Source organism: Lachnoclostridium phytofermentans (genome assembly GCF_000733755.1).
Taxonomy (GTDB): domain Bacteria; phylum Bacillota; class Clostridia; order Lachnospirales; family Lachnospiraceae; genus Lachnoclostridium; species Lachnoclostridium phytofermentans_A.
In genome coordinates, this window is the sequence record NZ_JPOF01000006.1 from 218,847 (window position 1) to 236,394 (window position 17,548).

Annotated in this window: 18 protein-coding genes and 1 pseudogene; 2 read left to right on the forward strand and 17 right to left on the reverse strand. The window is 34.1% G+C overall.

The window, feature by feature from the left end:
• Positions 1 to 53: 53 nt before the first annotated feature.
• The 6 genes from CC92_RS22600 to CC92_RS0114400 form a co-directional block, all read right to left on the reverse strand.
• Entirely contained in the window at positions 54 to 200 is a 147-nt protein-coding gene (locus CC92_RS22600) for a hypothetical protein (protein WP_155998497.1), read from the reverse strand.
• A gap of 283 nt (positions 201 to 483) precedes the next feature.
• A complete protein-coding gene (locus CC92_RS21060) occupies positions 484 to 1,281 on the reverse strand; it encodes a CPBP family intramembrane glutamic endopeptidase (RefSeq protein ID WP_051650910.1) in 798 nt (265 codons plus the stop codon).
• A 197-nt stretch (positions 1,282 to 1,478) separates the two neighbouring features.
• Entirely contained in the window at positions 1,479 to 1,655 is a 177-nt protein-coding gene (locus CC92_RS22805; protein ID WP_197035802.1) for a hypothetical protein, read from the reverse strand.
• Between the two features lie 419 nt (positions 1,656 to 2,074).
• Positions 2,075 to 2,797, reverse strand: coding sequence for a DUF5131 family protein (locus CC92_RS0114390; protein ID WP_029505003.1), 723 nt, complete (start codon positions 2,795 to 2,797; stop codon positions 2,075 to 2,077).
• Positions 2,798 to 2,856: 59 nt separating this feature from the next.
• Positions 2,857 to 3,327 (reverse strand): VOC family protein, encoded by a 471-nt coding sequence (locus tag CC92_RS0114395; RefSeq protein ID WP_029505004.1) that lies wholly within the window; start codon positions 3,325 to 3,327, stop codon positions 2,857 to 2,859.
• A 3-nt stretch (positions 3,328 to 3,330) separates the two neighbouring features.
• Positions 3,331 to 4,152, reverse strand: coding sequence for a helix-turn-helix domain-containing protein (locus CC92_RS0114400; protein WP_029505005.1), 822 nt, complete (start codon positions 4,150 to 4,152; stop codon positions 3,331 to 3,333).
• Positions 4,153 to 4,696: 544 nt separating this feature from the next.
• Here CC92_RS0114400 and CC92_RS23650 point away from each other — a divergent pair.
• A pseudogene (locus tag CC92_RS23650) lies at positions 4,697 to 5,086 on the forward strand (transposase); the annotation flags it as partial.
• A 78-nt stretch (positions 5,087 to 5,164) separates the two neighbouring features.
• Here CC92_RS23650 and CC92_RS0114410 read toward each other — a convergent pair.
• Positions 5,165 to 5,830: a DUF998 domain-containing protein gene (locus CC92_RS0114410; protein WP_051650912.1), complete on the reverse strand. Its 666-nt coding sequence runs from the start codon at positions 5,828 to 5,830 to the stop codon at positions 5,165 to 5,167.
• 185 nt (positions 5,831 to 6,015) lie between these two features.
• Complete coding sequence (locus tag CC92_RS21785; RefSeq protein ID WP_051650913.1) at positions 6,016 to 6,576, reverse strand: DNA cytosine methyltransferase; 561 nt, start codon at positions 6,574 to 6,576, stop codon at positions 6,016 to 6,018.
• A gap of 329 nt (positions 6,577 to 6,905) precedes the next feature.
• On the opposite strand from CC92_RS21785, the gene CC92_RS22605 reads away from it, so the two are divergent.
• The gene (locus tag CC92_RS22605; RefSeq protein ID WP_155998501.1) at positions 6,906 to 7,064 is read left to right on the forward strand and encodes a hypothetical protein; all 159 of its coding nucleotides are present in this window, start codon (positions 6,906 to 6,908) and stop codon (positions 7,062 to 7,064) included.
• An 88-nt stretch (positions 7,065 to 7,152) separates the two neighbouring features.
• Here CC92_RS22605 and CC92_RS21790 read toward each other — a convergent pair whose 3' ends face one another.
• The 9 genes from CC92_RS21790 to CC92_RS0114465 form a co-directional block, all read right to left on the reverse strand.
• Positions 7,153 to 8,502 carry a rhamnogalacturonan acetylesterase gene (locus CC92_RS21790; protein ID WP_051650914.1) on the reverse strand — a complete coding sequence of 450 codons (1,350 nt, stop codon included), beginning with the start codon at positions 8,500 to 8,502 and terminating at the stop codon, positions 7,153 to 7,155.
• A 10-nt stretch (positions 8,503 to 8,512) separates the two neighbouring features.
• The gene (locus CC92_RS0114430) at positions 8,513 to 8,902 is read right to left on the reverse strand and encodes a bacteriohemerythrin (protein ID WP_029505008.1); all 390 of its coding nucleotides are present in this window, start codon (positions 8,900 to 8,902) and stop codon (positions 8,513 to 8,515) included.
• Positions 8,903 to 8,917: 15 nt separating this feature from the next.
• Complete coding sequence (locus tag CC92_RS0114435) at positions 8,918 to 9,490, reverse strand: cyclase family protein (protein WP_029505009.1); 573 nt, start codon at positions 9,488 to 9,490, stop codon at positions 8,918 to 8,920.
• A 207-nt stretch (positions 9,491 to 9,697) separates the two neighbouring features.
• Positions 9,698 to 10,342: a glycerol-3-phosphate acyltransferase gene (locus tag CC92_RS0114440; protein ID WP_029505010.1), complete on the reverse strand. Its 645-nt coding sequence runs from the start codon at positions 10,340 to 10,342 to the stop codon at positions 9,698 to 9,700.
• Positions 10,323 to 11,504, reverse strand: coding sequence for an MGDG synthase family glycosyltransferase (locus tag CC92_RS0114445; protein WP_029505011.1), 1,182 nt, complete (start codon positions 11,502 to 11,504; stop codon positions 10,323 to 10,325). The genes CC92_RS0114440 and CC92_RS0114445 overlap by 20 nt, the downstream gene beginning before the upstream one ends.
• Positions 11,505 to 11,603: 99 nt before the next feature.
• Complete coding sequence (locus tag CC92_RS0114450; RefSeq protein WP_162175526.1) at positions 11,604 to 12,809, reverse strand: alginate O-acetyltransferase AlgX-related protein; 1,206 nt, start codon at positions 12,807 to 12,809, stop codon at positions 11,604 to 11,606.
• Positions 12,810 to 12,973: 164 nt separating this feature from the next.
• Positions 12,974 to 14,428 carry an MBOAT family O-acyltransferase gene (locus CC92_RS0114455; protein ID WP_029505013.1) on the reverse strand — a complete coding sequence of 485 codons (1,455 nt, stop codon included), beginning with the start codon at positions 14,426 to 14,428 and terminating at the stop codon, positions 12,974 to 12,976.
• 62 nt (positions 14,429 to 14,490) lie between these two features.
• On the reverse strand, positions 14,491 to 16,821 hold the full coding sequence (locus tag CC92_RS0114460; protein ID WP_029505014.1) for a glycosyltransferase family 2 protein: 2,331 nt from the start codon (positions 16,819 to 16,821) through the stop codon (positions 14,491 to 14,493).
• Positions 16,822 to 16,956: 135 nt separating this feature from the next.
• On the reverse strand, positions 16,957 to 17,547 hold the full coding sequence (locus CC92_RS0114465; RefSeq protein ID WP_029505015.1) for a hypothetical protein: 591 nt from the start codon (positions 17,545 to 17,547) through the stop codon (positions 16,957 to 16,959).
• Between the last annotated feature and the right edge of the window lies 1 nt (position 17,548).

Genomic DNA, 17,548 nt, shown 5'->3' on the forward strand with positions numbered 1-17,548 from the left:
ACTAAATATTAAGTTACCCATGTACATCTAGTTTACTGTACTATTTCAAATTCTTAAGCATCTTTATCTACTTGCCTAATATCTTTCTTCTCAATATCTATATCAACAAGTACTGTATCAAGTTTTCCTAGCAGATAGCTTTTTTCAATTCCGGCCTGTGTATCTTGATACACTGCTTTTAAAGCTTCCTGTAGCATCATCTAACTGTTCTTGATTGCTGCACAATTTAATAGTTGGCAATTTTTCACCGTTGAAAATCTTTTTCAGAACATATTGCAAGCCTACTGTTTCTCCATCATAAAGTAAAATTTGACCTGCTTTTGTACACTCACGTAATTTAACACTATTCAAATAAATTCTCTCTTTCTGCTGATTTATTCAGCTTAATATCAGTTTAACTCAATAAAAAACTACCAACTAAACTAAATATTGATAGTTGGTAGCCAAGAGATACATATTTAATTTAATTACTTTGGTTTATGCTCATAATCTATGCAATGATTGCCGGTACATCATCTTTCTTTTTATTATAATACCCATAACAATTATCATGACAGCTGTTATGAATCCTGTCTCTCCAACAAAATATGCTTGTTTATCTGCACTAGTTAATGGTCCACATATAACCTGATCAAAGTAATTATGACTTGCATGAAGTAAGATAGCCGGCCATACACTTTGTGATTTTAATCTTAAAAAAGCCATTATGGCAGTCATAGCAATAATTTCAACGGTAAACATTGGAAGCTGGTACCAGATAGTTGTCCCTGATTGATACAAACCAGCTATCATAAGTGGAAAATGCCATACCGCCCATATAAGTCCGCTTACCAAAATAGCAGCCTTTACATTCCACATATCAGCTAATCTCGGCAATAAGAATCCTCTCCATCCAATTTCTTCACCTGTAGCGGTAAATATTGAAGACATAATTAGTAATAGAAGATTTCCTATGGAGCTTGTATAAATTTCACCAGTAAAGGATGATGGATTAACAATCCAGTATAATCCATATGAAACTCCTAAATAGATTATTGGTAAAAATACACCCATCAAAATATATCGTATCTTACATTTATTCCATCCCAAAACCTTTTGCTTGTAATAAAATATCCTATGAATAATAAATGCTGCTATAGCAGGACACCACATAAGTATAGATGTCATCCCCGCAGCCGCATCGCCACCTCTTATTCTTATGTAATAACAAATACTGCTTAATACGAATGTTATAATTAAAAAGATTACTACTATTGGTTTTTTATTTTTTGTATCATTCACTATATACTCCTCCCATTACAAAGAGAATACTACTTATTTTACCAATTATCAATATTAAGTTATCAATGTACTATTAAATTCTGATTTCCCTCGGTAACTTTTAGTTTATCGAATTAAAAAAACTACCAACTCAATAATAGTTAGTAGTTTGAATATATGTGTTCAATGTTATTTATCTCACTATAAGCAGAAATTTGTCAATCAATCTTATTGAAAATGACTGTCTGTTCTTTCATAGATATTTTTCCAACATGATAACCGTAATCTGTTAATTCCTTTTTATACTTCAAAAAAGAATGGTCTATCGGTAGTCCTGCGATATTCTGTATTTCATCAAAGGTTAATTGGAAAGACTGATCACCGTTCTTCTGCACATATTCCCATAAAGGGTTATATTTGCTCGTTCTGTTTCACTCCTTTTCAAATCTGACTTGTCTTTGTAATACTATTTATCTTATTACTTATCAATATTCTTTTTTCAAAGAACTCTTACTTCATGAAATAATAATTTACTGATGTAACTATTATATTATCTCTTTCGTTTTATGATTTTTCGTCTTTGAATGCACCATAAACATCTAAAGTAGGTTACAAATCATTAACTTATAGATTTAGGCACAATTTCAAAATCCACTTCGATGGTGTCATTATCAATCTCATCATCTTCATTCGGATAATAAAATAAAAATTCCGCTGTATATTTACCAATAGGTAATTTAAAACTTGTTAAAGGCGAATAGTACAAAGGTTTTTTTATTTGCAGTTGTGACGGAAAGCCAAATGGGTTATTTTATCAGAACAATCTTTTTCCATCTGAAATATCAATACCAAGCGCTTTTGCTACACTGGTTTGTTTAAATGGATTTATTTTTTCCACCATGCCATCATGTTTAAAAAGTGAGCCTGTATTTTTAAACCAAAATGTTACATCTGCTTTTACACATTGTTCACGAATATTAAGCACCCAATCATAGTCACATACACGGGCTTCTCGCCCTGTTTCACCACCAACAGTAACATGGTCTACTCCATGAAGATACGGTGTCAAATCTATCGTTTCTAAAAGTGGTGCACAAGCAATAAACCGCCGCTTTATCGGATAAGATAAAAAGAGTGGAAGTCTGTAATTAGCAATTTCTTGATTCTCGACAGTGCAGCCAATATTCACATTGTCATAGCCTGCACCCCAATCGGATGGGAGTGATACGAGAAAACGGTCAATCCGCTTTGTTAAAATCAAGAAATCAATATCTGTTCTTTCCTTGATGATAGCCCAAATGTCTTTACGCCACTCGTCTGCTTCTGGCAGGAAAAAGTCAGTCGCAAAACAGGTTGCAAGAATTTTATTGCCTTTGATATTGTACTCGCCCTTTGCGTTTTTTCTTATGGGCCAATCGAACTTATCTGTTTTTTGTATCGTGCTTTGACCATAGCGTTTCGCATGTGGCCCATAAAAATAGCAATTAGTGCAACCATCGCTTATTTTATAACAGCCTGTCCACGGCTCCCAGTTCATAGCGTTCCTCCTTTGTTTAGAGTAAAATAGCTGCTTTGATTTACCAAAGCCGCCATGTATTACATACCAAAGCCCAACGCATACTCTTTTACAACTTCAAGAGGAAACATTGTGCGTGTAGCCACTTCTTCTGCCGACATGCCTTGATTAAAAAAGCGTTTGATAACTGTGGTCATATCCTCTGCAATTTCGACAATGTGCTTGTCGGGGTCATATACCCGAATGTCACGCTGCCCCCACGGGTATTCTTTAATATCATGTACCCATTGCAAACTGGATATGCTATTCATTTCGGCATACACCTTGTCCAAATCTTCTACTTCAAAATAGACTTGAAAGTTATGTGACTGCTCTTTCGTACTATCATCTGCCAAGCCAACGAGATCAGCATATCCTTGTTGCAGCGAAAAGCCCTCAAAAGTCACATGTACACCAATGTCCATGACCGCATTTTGATGAAGTACCTTTTCATAAAAGTATTTGGATGCGGCTATATCCTTAACCGCCAAAAGACAACCTTGATATTTCATTTTTCAATCCTCCTTTGAGGATATTGTATCGTATATCTCTGTGCCGTCATAGTAAAAATCCGACATTGTTTTCAGATAATCTTGGGGTGAAACACCACTGATAGCCTTGAAATCTTTATCAAAATGGGCTTGGTCAAAATATCCGGCTTGTTGTGACAATGCCGCAAAAAAGCAGGGCGATTTTTGAATGTGCTTTAATACATAATTAAAGCGGGTTAAGCGTGCAAAGTCCTTAACATTCATTCCAATTTGTGTGCGGAACAATCGGTTTAACTGCCGTTCACTATAACAGGATTGTCTGGCAATCTCTTTCACTTGTAATTGTCCATGATTATCAGAAATCGCTTTGGTTGCCAACAACAAAGCATCCGATACAACAGGTTTTTCCATACGTTTGTATAAAATTTTCTCGCAAGCATTTACTAAGTCGGTTACAGTTTTTGATGATGCAAAAACATAATGTAACGAATGGAACAACTCGTTGTCAATGTCTGCAAGCGAAAGGCGTTTGTCTGCAAACTCCGTCTGGCTTTGGTGTGTGATTTGATACAATCCATAGGGCGAAAGCTGGATAAGCAGCAGCATGTGATAACTATTTGGCTCTGCACCTAACAAAATAGGCGTGAGGGATGCGCCCCATAGTTCGGCAATGATTGTATTTCCATCGAAAGCAAGCGACAATGTTCCGCAAGCGTTAGGCATAAGCATATAATTCTCTGTAAACATATCCTTAGACGGAAATACGATGTTGTAATATAGAATATATTTTCTCAATCCCACATGGGAGGGAAACATATTAAATTGTTTGTCACTTTTTAGAATCAAAATGTTTCCTCCTTTTTTGATATATTCTAAATGTTTCTGCCTCCCTGTCATCAATAACAACAGCAACCCTTGGAAATTGCAGACCTTTTACTCCTTGGTGCGTAGCAAATCATGCATTTCCAGAAATATAGTTTTTATATTTTATTACCTCGGAAAATGGAGCTTTAAGTGATTGCTCGATGGCTTCCAACTTATTGTCTGTTTCATCATTCGAATCAATTTCAGCATCTGATGATTCAGAAACTACTTTCAAACTGTCAGGAATATCGAAAATGTTGTTGGATGCAAGTAGTTAACAGCAAACCAATAATCATATGATATCACCACGAAAAAATTATGTCTACCAATTTATACCTATGCTACTATCAACTATCAATATTCAATTTTAAATGTACAAAATAACTAAATATTAAGTTACCCAATACGAAACAGCTGCTAATTCCATTACTACTCGCAATCAGGATACCACCCATCCCTCGCTCTTTCTCAATGCCTTTTAATGCTAAAACAAGCTAGTACTTCTTCCGACTTATTAATGCGTCAAATGCAGTCTATTGCATATACACTACCAGAGTATCCTGTAGTTAGAGCTATGCATGGGGTTGGTGATCGTTTAGCTCCTCTCTTAATCGCTGAAATAGGGGATATCCGTCGTTTTACTAGTGCCAAAGCGCTTAATGCTTATGCTGGTAACGATGCTCCTCCCTATCAATCAGGACAGTTTGAAGGAACAAACCGACATATCTCTAAGCGTGGCTCTTCATACTTAAGAAATCATGCACTCCCTAAAAGTACATAAACCTGAAGATGATGCAGTATACCAATTTATTCTAAAAAAAGAATCAGAAGGTAAGCATAAAACAGTTGCAAAATGGCAGGTGTAAATAAATTTTTACATATTTACTACGCTAGAGTAATGGAAGTATATAAATAAATTTCCTCTTTTTTCATCATGAATTTTCATGACCTTTATTAAAGTTACCCTTTTTTATGTAAAACATTTTTCAAAAAACTATTGACAACTATTAGCAAGTTTCGTACTAAATAATTCTGTTATAGCGATGAACCCTAATGGAACATACATAAAAAGCAGAGTTAGTCTTTGCCATATTCCTTCATATGCTATTATTGTATCTTGGAATTCAGGTTTATCTGCCAAAACAAATAAAACAAAGAATATTAATGCGAGAACGAAACAAACAATAAAGAATATATCGATTATTTTATCACCATTTTTTATAGATAAAATAGCCAAAAGTAGCGATACAAACAATAAAAACATAAAACCCATAGCCGAAAAAGCTCCATGCACTTTTGAAGCCATAGTAACAACTTCCTTGCTCTCGTTAACGCTGAAAATACCAGATATTATACCTGCACCTATCGCAAAAGTTAATATCAAAATGATAGTAGCAACAGAATAACCTTTTGATACAGAATAATATCTTAGTTTAATAAGATTACATGAAATAATCAGTAACACACCCAAGATTACCAGCCAAATATTATAGATTCCGCGCACAGGACTCTTTGGATTTCCTAACGAACTCATAACCATTGTGGTATGCTTATAATCTCTATAAAATAATGCAAGTACATATGGAACTACAAAATCACCAATAACAGCAATCAATAGCAAACCGCTCAATAACTTTTTGTTTTCTATTATCTCAAACATGACTTCTCCTTAATATTACTGTCTTTAGTAAAAGAATACTACATATCCTTCCAACTATCAATATTCAATTTCCAATGTTCGCCATTATCTTTTTTTATCCTGTGTATTACAACTTAATAGTTTAATTTACAAAATTTACATTGCGTTTCGCCTTATTTATACAAATAGCTATTGATGATTTCTTCCTATGTTTGGTATAATCCAAGTAAGGAGGTGATGATTTGATACATTGCTATTCTTTTCATTGTCTTGTCTGCTAACGGTCTTACTGCTCTTAATCCGTATTTTTCTTTGATTTCTTCGGATGTATCAAATATGCTAGGACAAGGAAGTGAAAAGTCTATACATTCATAAGCTGGAACATACGGTTTTAATAAACCATTTAGTACAGCCTTGCTATTTCGTTCCCCATGTGTTGGCTCTGGCCAAACAATTGGTTTGCTATCACACCTAGTAATCATAAAGAACCTTTTTCTCTTTGTTGGAGCACCATAATCACATGCTGTTAGCTCATTAAACTCTACATCATAACCTAGATTCTTAAGCTGGCTTACAAACTTATCAAATGTCTTTCCTTTATCTTCTAATACTCTCATACATTCGTTGAACCCTTGTTTTAAATCCTGTCTCCATGTATCGGAGTTAAGCTTTCCGTACTTCTTGGCCAACCATGAACTTTCACCTGCGTTGATTAAGTGTGGAGGATCATATACTACTAATTGAAATGTATTATCTTTAAAAGGCATATTCCGAAAGTCTGCAATAATATCTGGCTTAACTTCAAGTTTCCTACCGTCGCATAGTGTATCTTCAATGTCCGGTTATCCATGAAAACTACATTTTCATTTCGCTTATCAAACCAAAACATTCGACTACCGCAACACGCATCTAAAATTGGTTTTATTCCTATCGCCTCCTTTGCCTGTTAGTTAACTAAATCTCGAGGTTTACCCCACTTATAAAATTCATATATTGCTCTATTAAAATTGTATAAGATACCACCTTTTGAAAAATACTTATTAAGACCCCAATTTATATGGTTTTAAAAATAACAAGTCTAGAAAGGAGTTACGAGATGACTAATAATCCAAACCATAATTTTCAAAAAGATAAAGTACCATATAGCCCTAGTAAAGGTGTGGTAACAGAGAAAACTGAGAAAGACGCACAAAGTATAACAACATCCAATACTACGAAAAACATATCTTCAAAAACTCAGAATAAAGAGTACTAACAAAGCAAAAAGTGAGGCAGTTAATTGCCTCACTTTTATCATATAATAACATGTTCTCTATTAATTATAAGTCAATCTATGATTATTACTACATTTTAGAAAACCCACATAAAAACTCCAACTCCTTCGTTACATCCGCAGGAGATTTCGCATATACTCCGGAAAAAGGAATCTGATATCCTGCTGCATGCTCAGGTGGAGTATCGTAAACTGCATTCATAGGCTTTTGTGGTAGAACAAGAGTATCTTCTGGTATTAAGGCTTTCGGCTTATCTGTAAGATATTTCGAAAGTTCAGGAATCTTTTTCATTTCATCTGCTACAAAAGAAGCAAATAAATATCCACCAAAATCATTGCTGTGTGTATAATCCCCTGGATAGAAATAGCGTTTTGACTTCTCAAGTCCATGTTCTAAGATGAAGTCCTTGCTTCGCTTATGTAAATCGATGACAGGAATATGATACTCGTCCCCAATTCTTTTACACGCTTTATCATAGTCCACAAGTAAATCTACATAATCAGTCCCATCCTCCCTCCAAGTATTACGTGATAATGGAGTTACAAGGACAGGGAATAACCCAGCTTTTTTGCACTCTTTCATGTAGCAAATCAGATTATTGCGATAACCTTCCTCTGCTTTTAGATGCTCTAGTTTCTGATCATTGTGACCAAATTGAAACAGTACAATATCACCAGGCTTTGCTAGACGAGTTAAGATATCGTAATGCCCTTCGCTTTTAAAACTCTCTGTTGTTAAACCAGAATGAGCATGATTTGATACAGCTACCTCTGTGGACAAATAGGCAGACAAAGACTGTCCCCATCCACAATAGCAAGCATAAGGTTCATATGGATATCCACTTGGTTGATCGGTAACGGTAGAATCTCCTGCAAGAAAAATAGTTTTAGATTCTACGCTTTGAATTTGTACCTGAGAAATACGTATTCCATCGCCAATCAAAGTAAAATCCACACTTCGATCCATCCAAGGCTTCGTATAGTCTCTTGGAATAATATCACTCACATTAACAAGGAAGGAATAGGTAAGCTCTTCTTTACTTTCAAGATTTCTATCATGAAAACATAAGTGCCTCCTCCCACCAAACAAAGTGAGCGACTTCACTCCTTCTTTTCCTGCCTTTAATTTTAATGTAATCAGATAATTTCCTTCGCTTTCTACATCTAGCTTAAAAAATAAAGGAACTGATACTGAAGTAGTGGAGCCATGGGATAATACTCCTTCCACATAACAACCATCTTCATCCTCCATTATTCTGGAGATTTCGTGGTCCATATACCAGTATAAGATATCAAACCCGCTATTTAACTCTGGTATCTTAAGCGTTTTATCTAAATCTCGTATGGTTTCCGTAATAAAGCCATAGCCTCGTTCTCTTGAATAAAGCATATCTTTATCAAGTTTTATCTGCTTGTTCATACGCTTCTTCCTACTTTCCAATTAAGATATCACTACCAAGTATATGATTTACAAGCCAATCACTAACATAATTAAGTAGCTCTAAACAGGATTGCTTTTGATCCTCATCGATTGCTTCTAAATCAAACCCTTCCATTTTTCCTAAAAATTCCTGATGCTCAATTTTTTGAGAGAATAACCGCTTGTAATTAATACTCACCATGTAATCCTCTTCATCTTTAAAGTGTTTCTTAGCATATTCTTTTAATCCATCAATAACTTCAACTATGTAATCATATTTATCCGGAATAAATTCATTATTCAATATTTCATACAGTTGATCAGCCAATTCAAAAAGTTTTTTATGTTCCTCATCAATTAAGGCAATACCCGTCATATACTCTGGTTTCATCTCGTACATATTCTCGTATCCTTTCTACGAACGTATTAAAACTGCACGGCAAGGTGCACCATCTGCTCCACCTAAGTTTAGTGGCGCAGCAAAAAGAAAGTAATCTCCCTCCGGAACATTCGATAAATTTATTCCTTCCAATAATACGACCTCATTTGATAAAAGTTCAAGATGAACCTGCATTGGAGCATCCTCTGGACCTACTGTCTGTGATTCATTTCCAACTAACAGTACTCCAAAATGATTGAATTCCCTAGCTGCTTCATAAGATACTACTACATTTCCTTTTAATAGTATTCTATCCTTCCCTCTTAACATAATTCGTTGTACATCCTCACTAGTAAGTACACCTTTATGCTGCACTACGGTACACTCCCCTATCATACGTGATAAATCAATTTGATCCACAGTTTTCCCACCATCGATAAAGTGATAAGGAGCGTCAATATGTGTTCCATTATGTGCACACATGCGAAATACTGTTAAATTACAAACATCTCCTCGTTTTGTTTCCATTGTTCTTTCAAAACTAGGGGCCACATCGCCCGGAAATACACGACAAGAGAACAATTCCTGTGTAATATCATAGATTTCCATTGATCTTACCTCCCTTAAATCTTGAAAAATGCTTGTTTTTCCTGTTCAGATCTACTATCGTTTGAACGGTATTATAAAAAAGGAACAAATAAAGAAAGTTTCTTCGGATACTAATTCTTTATTGTCCCTCATATTATATCATATTTTGTTTTATTTACCATACTAAGCTGTAAGATTATTACTACCACACATAATTATGAAACCTATTTATAACTGATTAGAAACCTCATCCTTTTGCAACCGCCCAAAGATTTTCCTATGAAGAATAAATACTTCAAGCGCTTCCCCATGATAGGCCTTTAAATGTTTTAAGATGACAAGGAACGCTATGAAAAAACATCCAGTAATGATTGACTTGACTTCTAATAATCGATAACAATAAAAGAAAAAGCATAAAAAGGTTACTACTGACCGATGCAAATGTGGACGTATAACAATAATTACAGAGAATAACAAATAAAAGAAAATCAACAAAAACAATGGTCTTACTTCTGGAATAATCCCTAGAAGAACGCCAAAGGAAACAGCGATTGCCTTACCTCCTTTTCCCTTATGGAATAAGGAATAGGCATGACCTATTACAGGTGCTGCCATGACAAAGGAAAATCCATTGTTTGTAATATCCAGAACTTTAGAACTGAGATAAACAGGTAGCATTCCTTTCAATAGTTCACAAAGTAAGACTAGGCCCCCACATAAAACTCCGCCATATAAAAAAGCATTCGCAGTACCAGGATTACCATCCTCTCCTAGTTCTCGAACATCAATACGTTTTAGAACCTTTGGAATCCAGTAAGCAAATAATATACTACCACTAAGGTATCCAAACAAACTACATATGAGAAATTTCATTTGCATCCTCTCCACATAATTTTTTCATGAGATTATAAATATCCTCGCAAGCATTTGGTTTGGAATGTTTTTGTTGTGCCTTTAACATTCCTATCCTTCTTGACTCCTGTTTTATTAATAACTGACCTAGACTAATTTGAGATTTTAAGGAATGAGCAGATAGAGCCATCCCCTTACTAGCGAAAAACTCCATATTACTCGTTTCACAGCCTGGTATCGGGGCAGTATGCACAAGAGGCTTATTCTTAACAATAACCTCCGTGGAAGTTAATCCTCCTGGTTTTGTATAAACAACATCTGCTGCTTCCATATACAAAGCTACCTTATTCGTAAAACCAATAATGTGTATATTCTTATTATCACGGAAGCAACGTTTCAATATTCGAAACAATTTATAATTATTGCCACAGATAACAACAATCTGTTCTCCATGCTTACAACTTCTATTTAATTCATACGTAAATAACTGAATCTTACCAAATCCCATGCTTCCACCCATTACTAAAAATAAGGATCGGTTGCTTGGGAGTTTTAGTCGTTCTTTTGCAGTTTTAGAGTTATTAATCTGTGTGATATTAGCGACAGAGAATTTCTTTTCATTCTTGATGCTACAAAAAGCTTTTTTTACCGGTATCCCGAATGGATATAGCTTTTCTTTTTTGATTCCACGCAAAGAAAACTCTTCTAGTAAATCCTCATGAGGAATCACATAAGCATCACAATTAGTTTCCTCCCAGAAAGGGATGCAAGCATAATCTGTTGCAATGGCTAAAGTTTTACACTGAAGCATCTTCTTATTTTTCATATAAGTGATCGTTTCTGCAGGGTATAGATGAGGCATTACTAAAATATCAACAGGATGTTTCTTTAAGTACTCATTTAAATGTCTTGCCATCAATGCATTTGCATAATAGACAGGAGATTTATGACGATTACTACTTATCTTCATTCCTAGCTGATAGATAAATCCAAAGAAGTGTGGTGTTAATTTTGCTATAGAGATATAAGCTCCTCCTACAATACGAGAGGTTCTTTCACTGGATAGCTTCATAAAATCCATCATTTCTACTTCTACACCAGAATCCTTTAGATACTCTTCTAAAGCACGCCCCGCTGCATTATGCCCTTCTCCGGTATTACAAGAAAGAATTAATACTTTCATATCAACCTCCATGACTGCGTAGATTGATTCACGCACTTTATCTTTAGTTTTATTAATTAATAAGTTTACACAAAAAGCGCTTACTTGTAAAGTAAACGCTTAGTGAAATCGAAAGTTGTAAAATGCATTTGTCATGTTACCTGGGTAAGCAAAAACCATAACGTAATCATACTCGCCCTGCTCTATTAACTCGGTAATATTTCCATCAAATTCATAAGGATAAATCAAGTCCATTTCCTTACATACCGATGCAAAAAAAGTTAAAGGCACACAAGAAAAGGAATCTCGGATTGCTAACACTTTTGGTCCATCCACATTTAGTACATTACTGATTTTCCCATATGGATATGCAACTCCTTTTTGATATATACCATAGTAGTCTTTCTCATATATAGTCATTTCTTTTTTTATCTGTGAGGTATCAATAATCACATCTTCCATCAGACCTGTAGCATAATAATCATAAGATGGGATCGTAAAGGTAAAGAGAGTTGAAAAATTAGGATAAATTAAGATAAAATCATCTAATCCACTGTAAGTTACCCCTGTTTTTCTCCCCTGAGACCCTAAAAAAATATTTTGATACAATAAATGACTATAATTCGTTCGATCTGTAAAAAATCGATTCTTATCAAGTGAAATATTATAGTGCTTTTCCATCTGCCAGACCAATTGTTGAAAAACAACAAAAGAAGCCTGTGTTGTCCAATGATGGTCTGTCATATAAAATATATCCTCTAATTTTGAATTACTTTTCTCGAATACGGAACGTAATTCCACAAAAAAGATTCCTTTTTTCCTTAATAGTTCCTCAAAATAATCAATATTCTCATTCGTATAATTATATGGATATCCCTTTCTATAATGGGAAACTCCATTAAGAAATTTATCAGGTGGGGACACAACCAAAAATTCTGCTCCAGAGTTACTTGCAATATTGCGAATTTTGTCAATCGTATCTACAATACTATTTATTTCATAAGAAACACCTGTTCCAAAGTAAGTATTATATAATACTCCTTCATGATCCTTCACGATACTAAAGTTATCTACCTCATATTTACCCAGCAAAAGTTGTATACTACCATAAGCTTCAATGAACGAATATTTAGATAAGATATTTTCATCTAAAGCAGTCTCTATTACTCCTCTATATTCCTTCGACAATGTGTTTGTGATGTTCGTCTTTTCCACCTGGCTTTTAATATTGTCATAATTTAAAGAAAAGTTGAGGATAGAAAAGAGAATTAGAATTACCAAAAATAAAACGCAAGCAATTCGTTTTTTCATAAAATACGTTTTCATTCTAACCTCATTTCCTGCGCCTTTTAAACGCATTTCATTATTTCCTCTTCACATTGACTTGCTAATACTTTAACTTATATATCAAGGAACTAAATGAGGCTTAAACAACAGCTTCCTTGCTATCTATCACATGATATCTATATAGAACACGTTTCCTTATAATTTTAAAAATTAAAGTAAATGAATGGATTATAGCTTCCTTTTACTAAAAACGATACACATACAAAGAAAATAATTAGCAAGACGAAAGGATAACACATACTAACTAGTTTCGTTATAACCTTGGATGGATGGTAGAACAAGTGTTGATTCATATTTCTCGCAATTGGGGTAGAAAAAAGAATTGCAACGATAAAATAAATCCAGTATTCTCTTAGAAATACACCAGCTTCTGCAGAATATAACTGGTTTTGATTTAATCCAAACATATTGCTAATATAGTTCCCTGCTAATAACAAGTTCTCGGATCGAAATAATACCCATCCTAAATTAACTAAAAATAACGTAAAGACTCTTCGAAGAAAAATATTATGACTCTTTTTATCTACTTCAAATAGACGTTCTAAGAATATGACTGCGAAATTCAATAAGCCCCACATCCAAAATGTCCATTCCGCACCATGCCATACCCCTGTTAAAACCCATACAACAAGCATATTACGAATCATAATATCTTTATTTTCCACTCTGGAGCCACCCAGTGGAAAGTAAACATAATCTTTAAACCAAGTAGTAAGTGAAATATGCCATCTTCTCCAAAACTCAGTAACTGACTTTGAGATATAGGGATAATTAAAATTTTCTTCGAATTTAAATCCGAACATAAGTCCTAAACCAATTGCCATATCAGAATATGCAGAAAAATCGAAGTAAATCTGTAATGTATATGCAATGGAGCCAATCCATGCTAAGGCTACTGATACCTCGGTCGCATTATTTAATCGATAGATATGATCTGCTACAATAGCCATCTGATTCGCAATTAGAGTCTTTTTCGCAAGGCCTATTACAAAACGACAGCATCCTACACTTAATTTGTCCCATGTACTTCTTCTACTTTTGATTTGTTCTGCAATTGAATTATAACGTACAATGGGACCTGCAATTAGCTGTGGAAAGAATGCAATATATAATCCAACATAAAAAGGATTCTTTTGAGCTGGCGCATCGCCCCTTGCTACATCTACCACATAGGAGATTGCTTGAAAAGTAAAGAATGATATACCAAGTGGTAATATAATCTGAGGAATGACTAGATCAGTATCCCAAAACTGCGAGATATTCTTTAAAACAAAAGTAAAGTACTTATAATAAAATAAGAAACTAAGATTAAATAAACACATAAAGACAAGAGTAATCTGTTTCCATTTCTTATAATCACTATTCTTGTCCTCTTCCTCTTTCTTTCTAAATATCTCGACGAGATATCCAAATAAGGTATTTGCAAGAATGGAAGCTAATAATAAAAGGATATATCGAAGCTCTCCCCATGCATAAAAAAATAGACTAGCAAAAAATAATAACATATTTTGAGCTAGTCGACTAAAACTTAGCAGATAATACAATATTAAAACGATAGGAAAGAAATAAAATAGAAAAATCACACTGGAAAATAGCATTAAAATCCACCTCATAATTTCTCATATTAGTATTTCTGTTCCTACTCTTTTCATACACTATTTTAGATAAAATCAATCTCTTGGAAATATTCTTCTTTCTTTTTCTGTATTGAGATTATTCTCTCGCTTTCTATGATTTGATTTTCATACAACGATTTTATCAACAGATGTAGTTTTGGTGACTTTCCTAAGTCTTTATTATTTAAGATGTAAAACAAGTGTGATTCCTCATGCCCCTTCGAATAACTACGTATAAATTCTATCTGAAACAATAACTCTGGATAACTTTTATGAAAGATTACTAGATCATCCCTTACTTCTATATTGGGATTTGTTATAACCAAATACTCATAGTTAAAACTAGTAACCTTAAGAATATTACCTGTAGTAGTTAGAAAATCCTCATTCATAGAGATTCTTGGTAACTTACGATTGGAATAGATTTCTTTTCTTTTTCTATGATTGATATTACTTTGTAAATCTTCAAAGAAACTGCTCTTCTTACTTACCGTTGTAGGCATTGGAGGTATTCGGTCATATAAAAGGGTGTAAAGAGAATATAAGTTTTCTTCTGATACGTCTTCAAAGGAAAATGCAAAGCGATAACCTTCCTTTTCTTTTTTTACATGAACTACTTTAGCTTTTAGATAGCAATTCTGCCCACCATATGAAATAATCAAAGTATGAATATCACTTGGAGAGATATTATATGGAAAATCACATAGAACAGCACAGCCACTCTCGGAGATATCCAAACTCATTCCATCAATCTCCTGATCCTTGGTTTTAATTGTTATCTTCTCTCTTATCTGAATTCGCTCGCTTTCTCGGTTTACTTTTCTACCAAGCATGAAATAAATAGACATTAATACATAATACCCATTTACAATCAACCAGAAAAGAAGGATAAGATAACCAATCTGCCCCAAAAAGATTATATTTTTCAAGCAACGAATCACTCCAACCATAGTCAAACCCAATAGAAAGAGAAAGATAATAAAATACCTTCTAGTAAAGCGTTTTTGTGAATCACTCGCTACATTCTTTCTATCTTTGTTCGTAACATGAAATACATTATTACTGATACCAAATGTCTCAAGAATTACTGTCGGAATTAAATATGGGAACATTATCGTATCATAGAGATTACTTAATCTTGAAGTACGGATCTCTCCATTCATTTTTTTTAATAAACCGTTATATAAAAGTAGCTGCGGGAGCCAAAATATCACTAGTTCTAGGAAACCACTGTCTAAGATTCGGATATGAAATACAGTATATAAGATTGGTGCTAAGATAAACATACCTCTTCTTAATGGAGAATACCAATAAAGCACCGAATAGAAATAACTTCTCTTTTGTTTCCTAGTCAATCCTTTTAATTTATGAACTTTTAATCTCCGAAAGGTTTGAATGCAACCCCTTGCCCATCTCTCTCGCTGCTTACATAAACTATCTATTTCTGTTGGTGATAATCCATTTGCATGAACCTCTGAGATTGCATAACAACGATATCCTTTACTTTGAATCAATAATCCTGTCGCTAAATCCTCTGTGATTGACTCAGTGTAAAATCCTCCAACCTCTAATAAGGCTTGTCTTGATAAGATAGTGTTGGAACCACCATAAATTGCTGTGTTATTTGCATTTCTTGTTAATTGTACCTGGCGAAAGAAAAAGTTCTGTTCATTCGGTACCTTTCCTTCAGAATAAAGATTATATTGAAACAAATCTGCATTATAAAAGCTTTGAGGACTCTGAACAAAGCCAACTTTTTGCTCGTTTATTTCTTCTTCACTAACCTGATCTTTTTTTCTCCATACCCCATCCACTTTTTCATAAAAAGGTAGAAAAAAATACGGAACTAAGGAAATCAAAAAATCACTCATTGGAATCATGTCCGCATCAAATGTAGCGACTAACGGAGAAGATGTATATTCCAATGCGTGATTGTAGTTACCTGCCTTTGCATGTTTATGTTCTTCTCTTTTTAGATAACCTACTTTCATATGTTTTGCAAGAGATTCTATCTCTTCTCTGCTTCCATCATCACAGATGTAAATATGAACCTTATTTTTATCAGGATAATCCATAGATAAACATCCATGAATCGTCTTTCGCAATAAATCTGCTGGCTCATTATAAGTAGCGATAAAAACATCGACATCTGGATAATCATCTTCTTTCATACTAGGTCTTTCTGGTTCAACATAATATCCAACATAGATTTGATAAGTTTCTAAAAAACCAATCAATTCAGATATTAATAATAGACATCCAAAAAACAATGGTAGAAATCCATAGGAGAATGGAAGGGTAAAGAAGATACGCCATATCACATATACGATGGTTACTGCGAAGGTGAGATACGCTAACCATTTTGTTTTTTTCATACAAACCTCCACTTAGGAAGAAAAGAGTTCAAACTGTCTCTATCCTATCACAGCCTGAACTCTAATGAACTTATTTACCTTGCTTATTTTATAGAAAACTGATATAAGTGTCAATCTGTACTATTTACCATCATGTTATGTAATCTCTGTCCAATGGAATGTGACAGAGATTACGGTTTGTGGTTGTTGATTTACAATATGAAAAACATAAGCAAGATTCGTACCAGGAGTTAGTACCATCCCCTTTAGAAAAGGATCATCCATGGACTGATAGGAATTAATTGTTGAGGACAAAAAACAATAATCTTTATGATAAGCCAAATTTTCATGAGAAAGCAGTTTGCCAAAAGGTTCCTGAGGATAATTACTTAAATCTTTTGGTGCATATTGATTGCTTTGAGAAGCATCCACTGGCACTTCAACATTATGGAATACTTCAACACTAAGAATTGCGTCTGAATAATTATGATAGATTATCTTCTCTACACATAGTTTGGTATTGGAATCTTCTGGATTAGCTAAAATAATAGCTCCTGCTCCTTCTCGTAAAAAGGAAATAATTTTTGAAGTCCCTATGTAATCATATTGATATGCCTGTTGATTAAGAGGCATTTTTGCTTCCATTTCTTTGGTACCAAATTCCTCCATCCATTGTATGATTAAATCATCTTGATTCTCTCCATACTCTCCATAAGAAGAATTCTTATCATATATATTATCTTCCATG